Genomic DNA, 5,918 nt, shown 5'->3' with positions numbered 1-5,918 from the left:
TCTTCCAAATGCTCGGCCAGATACGTACAGGTGCAATTCTTCGGCGTGCTCACCAAATATTCGACGTACTGCTTCTTGGTAATCATATCCCTAAAATGATACTTGTGGTCCTCAAGCGTAAGTCCTGGACCTTAGAAACGGGTAGTGGCTCAGTTTGACATGTGGATGCGTCTTCGTAGGAACGGTCCCATGTGGCCGCCCAGGAAAAAGGCACCCACACAGGGGTGCCCCTACAAACCACATCCAAACTGAACCACTACCAAGAAACGACTCGCGTGAGAGGTGGAATGTTACAACGATCGCACTGGATTCTCACCCGTCCAACCTTCAGCGGCGTTGGCAATGCGCTTATAGAACCGACGCATGAGGTCGCCTTCTTCATATACTTCGACCATTGCTCCGAACACTTTCCGTGTATCGTACCACGCGAGGCGTAATCCACCTACGGCAGGTAATCGACACGTCATGACGGTGTCAAAACCCAAGGCGTTCAGTCGTCGAGTCTCGGCATCAATGTCGTCGACAAACCATGTAATGTGCTGCAACCCACTTTGCCCAGGAGCGAACATCTCGCGCGCGCCTGAGGGGTTGTGGCAATGCTGCTGAAATAATTCGACCTGTACCGTGCCCCATTGCCCAACAGCGGACGATTGATCGAGCGTGGCAGGTTTTCCGCGGTAGGTGAGGTCGTCTAACTGGATGTGCGGTAACAAGAAGAACGGTCCTGCCTGCATAGTTTTGACCCATTGCAGGGCGGCAGTTTCCATGTCGTCCACTACCCAGCACATCTGCACGATCGGATGCGGAGTGATCGTATCGAGTTCTTTCATGCGCCCTCCTTTACTTGAGTCCCAACATTTCTCGTGCCTCTTTCGGAGTCGCGACTTCCCGTCCCATCTCCCGGGCAATCTGGGCAACACGAGCAACGAGTCGTGCGTTGGTCGGACGTTCTAATTCGGGATACGGATAATCGCCGAGGCCGATAGAAATATGGCCGCCGCGTTCGATGGCCGCGGCGACGAGCGGGAACAGGTTGCCACCCACACACATGACCGACCATTGCCACTTCTGATGTTGTGGCAAGAAGTCGAGGAACGCTTGCATGCCTTTAACGGTTCCAGGATGTCCGCTCAATAGCCAGTCTTCCGTCAGGACGATCTCGCAATAGACCGGTTCAGTAAAAATGCCCATATCCACAAACGCTTGCGTTGCGCGAATGGAAGGAACATTCCACAAGGCCTGAATCGGTTTGACTCCAACTGATTTCATTGTTTCTGCAAAATACTGCCACGTCTTAGTGGTGTTCATGTAGACGGTTTCGTTGGTCTTAAAGCGTTTGCCTTTCGGGTCATAGGTATCGACATTGCCGGTCGCCATGTCGATCGGTCCGAAGTCCGGCTTGGTCATCGGGTCTTTGGCCATCTCAACGATATGGGCAATGCGCGCTTCGACTGAGGGAAGCCACCATGCGCCCAGTGTTGGCATGGTAATCACATCGCTCTTCTCCTTGATTCGACGGACGGTGTCAGCGTAGAGTTTGGCATCTGAAGCTGGCGCTCCAGTTTTCGGATCGCGCGCATGATAATGGATGATCGAGGCACCTTCACGCCAGCATTCCAGTGCCTGGGAGGAAGTCTCTTCTGGGGAATAGGGGACATTGGGATTTTGATCCCGCATCGCATATTCGTTAATTCGCACTTCGATGATAACTTTATTGGGCATAGCCTTCCTCCTTGCTGCGATTTTTTTCCGACCCCGCTATAATCCTAAAGACGACGAGAGCCTCAAGCATGAATGAAGTACGTGACATTATCAAGCCAATGATGAGTGATGCGAATACGACACATTGGAAAGTCGGGTGGGCGTCAGTTAGTGCGCTCCTCGGTTCTTTGCTAACGTCTCCGATCGACTGGTTAAAGAACGCTTTTGTTTTTCATCCCAATACGCAGGTCCAGACATCGCCAACGGAGTACGGGTTGCCGTATGAGGAGGTGTGGTTTGGTGGGGCAGATGATCGTTTGCTGCATGGCTGGTATGTGCCAAACCACCAGACGGCAACCGGTACGAGCGATCCCTTATTCATTTGGTTTCATGGTAATGCTGGTAACGTTAGCCACCGGCTTGCGCATTTGCGGCTGCTGCGAGAGCGTGTCGGAGGAGACCACTTTCTGTTTGACTACCAAGGCTTTGGCAGAAGTCGAGGAAAACCGTCAATCGCGGGTATTCTCGATGACGGGCGAGCAGCGATTGCCTATGCGCAGCGGCGTGGGTGGAATGCGAACCGGCCAGTTGTATACTTTGGGGAATCACTCGGAGCGGCTGTGGTTGTGACGCTTGCGTTGGAGACCGCTCCCAGTCATGCGGTTCTCCTGGCGCCGTTCTTGTCTTTACGGGCTATGGGAGAGATTCGCTTGCCACCGCTTGCTTTTCTAGTCGATGGGGAACTGAACTCTGCTCGCCTTGTTGAACGATTTCCCGCGCCACTTTTGGTGATCCACGGTACTGCCGACCGGACGATCCCATTTCAGCAAGGGCAGGGGTTATATACCCTGGCTCCACACCCGAAACGGTTCTACGCTATAGAAGGAGCCGGACATACCAACTTGCACGAGGCTGGGGGTGAGACCTATATCCGGGTGTTGCGGGAGTTTCTTACCAGCGCTCCGACTGAATGAGACGACGCAAGACTGTAGGGTGAACGTGCATGTGGCGTTGGTTGCGCTTTCTTGTCGCTGTGGGGGCAGCCGTGCTGGTGCTGGTGTTTGCGAGCGCGGCATGGCTCCTCTCTGGTGATCGCTATAAGACATTGTTAACGCAGTATCTGAGTCAGACGCTCGGTGCTGAGGTGCATGTCTCGCGTAGTCACTTTTTCTATGTTGGTGGGTTGGGGATTGAGTTTGTTGGTGTGACGATGCAATTGCCAACGCAGAACTCACCGCTCTTCGCGGCTGAGCGGTTAGCGATGCTCCTCGATCTTCAGGCACTTGTTTCTGGGCGGGTGCTCTTCCATGAAATGAAAGTGTCGCGTCCGCACCTCAATGTTGTCGGTGGCGGTGAACATGGGGTACCCCATTTCCTTGGCCTGCTGGCGGCAACAGAGAAAACGTTTGCGTCTGCTGATACCTCGGGCTGGTTTACACCGACGGTGGCCGTCCGCCATGTTGTCATTGCCAATGGCAGTGTTGCCTATACACGTAAAGAGCAGCCGTCTCCGTTTCTTGCTTCACAGGTGCAACTCTGGTTGTCACATCCTGACGGAGCCGGTGTGACGTTCCACGGTTCAGCGTCGCTGGGACAAAAAGGAGAGCTGGGCGCAATCGAGCTACAGGCAGTTGCGCCGACATGGTCATCGCAACTCGATCAGTGGCAGGTTGCCTGGCATGGGTCAGTACAGTTGCGAAGTATTGTGGCTCATCAATTGGGGCGCACGCTCGGGTATGAATGGCCGCACGGAACGGTTTCTGCCAATCTTCTTTATGACGGAAAGGGGGGAGGGCCGTTCCGTATTGATGGAACGCTGGATGCCCGCAATCTGCGTGTTGGTGCTCTGCATCTCCGTACCGCGGTTGCCAACATTACGCAACTACACTGGAAGGAGGGTGGCTTTCAGGCACCGATCAGGACGTGGCGGGACTACTTACGAGCGGTGACTGCAGAAGTCAACCTCGAACACGTCCTTGGTGGCATGAGTGAGGAAGGGCGGCAGTTCGCCGTTGCCAAGGGGAGACTCACCCTTGGTGAAGGTGCCTTGAAGATCCAAGGACTCAGTGGAGGCTTGGGCAAGAAGTCTCAGCTCCGTGCGGGGGAGATTGTTCTTCCGCAGTTTGCCACGCGCCCCGATACTGAGGCGTCTGCCACGTTTGAGGCCGACGTGAACTTGCAAGAGGACCTTGATGATTTAGTGACGACGGCCCGCAAGTTCGGCTTTGCTGAGATGCCGCTACCTATTCAGCAACCGCGAGGCCGCGCGGTAATGACCGTTAGTATGTATTCGCCACGATTTCCTGCCTCCCTGGCGTTTGACGGTGAACTCGCACTCCAGCACGTGGGGTTCCGTCTGCCGCTGATAAAACCCGAAGTGACTGATCTGACCGGCCATGTTCACATCAGCAATTCCCGCATCGAAGCCAAAGCAGCAACACCACTGTCATTCAAATTTGGCAATTCTCGGCTGCAAGCGACTGGCCACGTTGTTGATTATGTGTCACCAAAGCAGCAACTCGATCTCCATATCGATGGGGAGCTCGCTCTTGCTGACCTACCAGAACTGGAAAAGGGATTCCCCGGTATACGGAGCACGACGACGAAGGGCTCAGAAGGCATAATCACTCAGTTTGTGACGAACCCTCAGGGACGTGCGCAGGTGCAACTGTCCATGCAAACTGCCGTTCCTTCAGGAGTGATCACCTACGAAGGCAAAGTAACGTTGCAACAGGCAGCAGTGACAGTGACGAAGTGGAATCTGACGATCAACAACTTAGCTGGCGTCGTACGCATCGACAAAGAGACCCTTGTTACTGATGAGCTGTCGTTCACGCTTGACGGTGCTCCTGTCGAGTTGAAGGGGGTCGTGCGAAACTATCTCACATCGGAGCGTCATGGAGACGGGGTCATCACTTTCGCTGGAGTGAGAGACGCCGTCGTTGTGCCGCTGTTGCCACTCAACATGGTGATTGCACAAGCGGGCACGCTCGATGGCAGGATCGAGGTGCACCTGCCAAGGGGAGGGGAGAGGAGCGTCACTGGCCGCCTTGCGCTGAACAACGTGTTACTTGACCCGTTGCCCAAAGTCTTTCACCCGTTTGTCATTGCCCAAGGTCGTCTCGACTGGCAGGGGGGGGATGTCAACCTGACCATTACTCAAGGATCCTCTGCTGGAGGGGCATTCACTGGAACAGGGAAGATTCTTAGCGTGTCGCCCGTCAATCTGGATCTCGCCGTGGATTTTCCCGACCTCGATTTGGGAGCCGCCTTCAAAGTCGATCAACCGCAGGTTGAAGATACACGCCCCAAAAACGACACCGTGCAAGTGCGGGTCAAGGTGCGAGCGGAGCAGCTTCGTTATAAGACCTTCGCGGCTGAACAGGTGCAGGGGGAGTGCTACTGGCACCATCGTCAAGCGGATATCCGCGTACACGAGGCGACCACTGCCAAGGGAAAGTTGGTTGGCGACGCCACATTGTGGCCGGATAGCAAAGACATCTATCTTACCCCCCATGTCACTGGTGTTGATGTTGCTGAGCTTTTCTCTCTACTTGGGACGCCGAGTGAGCGGCTGACAGGGACACTGAGCGGTGCAGGGAAAATCTATTTTCCAGATTGGCATGACTGGAAAAACCTTGCGCGTTGGCGTGCGCATCTGGCACTGACGGTCGCGGATGGCATAGCACAGCAAGTGCCGGTGCTTGTCCGTCTGTGGTCTGCAGTGAGTTTACAGGAGCTGTTGAGTTTCCAGCTACCAAGTCTTCCCAGTGAAGGGCTGTCATTTTCGTCCTTGGGTGGGGATTTCGCGATAGGTGAGGGGGTCGCAACCACATCGAACCTCGTGCTTGCCAGTAATGCCGTTCGTATCGAAGCCGCTGGCGAAATCGATTTGGTCCACCACGCCTTGGACCTCAAGACCTCCTTTATGCCGCTCCATGGAATCACGAGTAGTGTGGCAAAGGTTCCGCTCGCAGGGCAACTGCTCGCTCGTGGTGCAGAAATGCTCACCACGCTCGCGTTCCGGGTGCATGGTCCATATCGTGACCCGACGGTCACGCCACTGGTGGTTGACCTCGGACAGCGGGCACTGTGGCCATCCCTGTAAAGGTCTGAATCTTTCATGATTTCGCGGGTTCTGCTGAGATAGGCGCGTGTCGTGGGGAGAAACTCAAGTTCAGGGAGAGAGAAGGGAACACGCGATGATCTTAGGAGCA

At 54.9% G+C, this 5,918-nt stretch carries 4 protein-coding genes; 2 read left to right on the top strand and 2 right to left on the bottom strand.

Annotation, left to right across the window (positions count from 1 at the left end; genetic code table 11):
* Positions 1 to 290: 290 nt before the first annotated feature.
* A complete protein-coding gene (locus tag FJ147_26510; GenBank protein ID MBM4259438.1) occupies positions 291 to 830 on the bottom strand; it encodes a VOC family protein in 540 nt (179 codons plus the stop codon).
* A gap of 10 nt (positions 831 to 840) precedes the next feature.
* Positions 841 to 1,722 carry a 3-keto-5-aminohexanoate cleavage protein gene (locus FJ147_26505; GenBank protein MBM4259437.1) on the bottom strand — a complete coding sequence of 294 codons (882 nt, stop codon included), beginning with the start codon at positions 1,720 to 1,722 and terminating at the stop codon, positions 841 to 843.
* Positions 1,723 to 1,790: 68 nt separating this feature from the next.
* Between FJ147_26505 and FJ147_26500 the strand changes: the two genes are divergently transcribed.
* Together FJ147_26500 and FJ147_26495 are read left to right on the top strand one after the other, a co-directional pair.
* Entirely contained in the window at positions 1,791 to 2,675 is an 885-nt protein-coding gene (locus tag FJ147_26500; protein ID MBM4259436.1) for an alpha/beta hydrolase, read from the top strand.
* 29 nt (positions 2,676 to 2,704) lie between these two features.
* Positions 2,705 to 5,809, top strand: coding sequence for a hypothetical protein (locus FJ147_26495; GenBank protein MBM4259435.1), 3,105 nt, complete (start codon positions 2,705 to 2,707; stop codon positions 5,807 to 5,809).
* The last annotated feature ends 109 nt before the right edge of the window (positions 5,810 to 5,918 follow it).

This window comes from Deltaproteobacteria bacterium, from assembly GCA_016874775.1.
Classification (GTDB): Bacteria; Desulfobacterota; Binatia; order Bin18; family Bin18; genus VGTJ01.
This window is presented reverse-complemented; position numbering and strand designations above follow the sequence as displayed.

Excerpts from the sequence above, each read along its gene's own strand:
- FJ147_26495 (MBM4259435.1), top strand. The coding sequence starts at position 2,705 with ATGTGGCGTTGGTTGCGCTTTCTTGTCGCTGTGGGGGCAGCCGTGCTG.
- FJ147_26510 (MBM4259438.1), bottom strand. The coding sequence starts at position 830 with ATGAAAGAACTCGATACGATCACTCCGCATCCGATCGTGCAGATGTGC.
- FJ147_26505 (MBM4259437.1), bottom strand. The coding sequence starts at position 1,722 with ATGCCCAATAAAGTTATCATCGAAGTGCGAATTAACGAATATGCGATG.
- FJ147_26500 (MBM4259436.1), top strand. The coding sequence starts at position 1,791 with ATGAATGAAGTACGTGACATTATCAAGCCAATGATGAGTGATGCGAAT.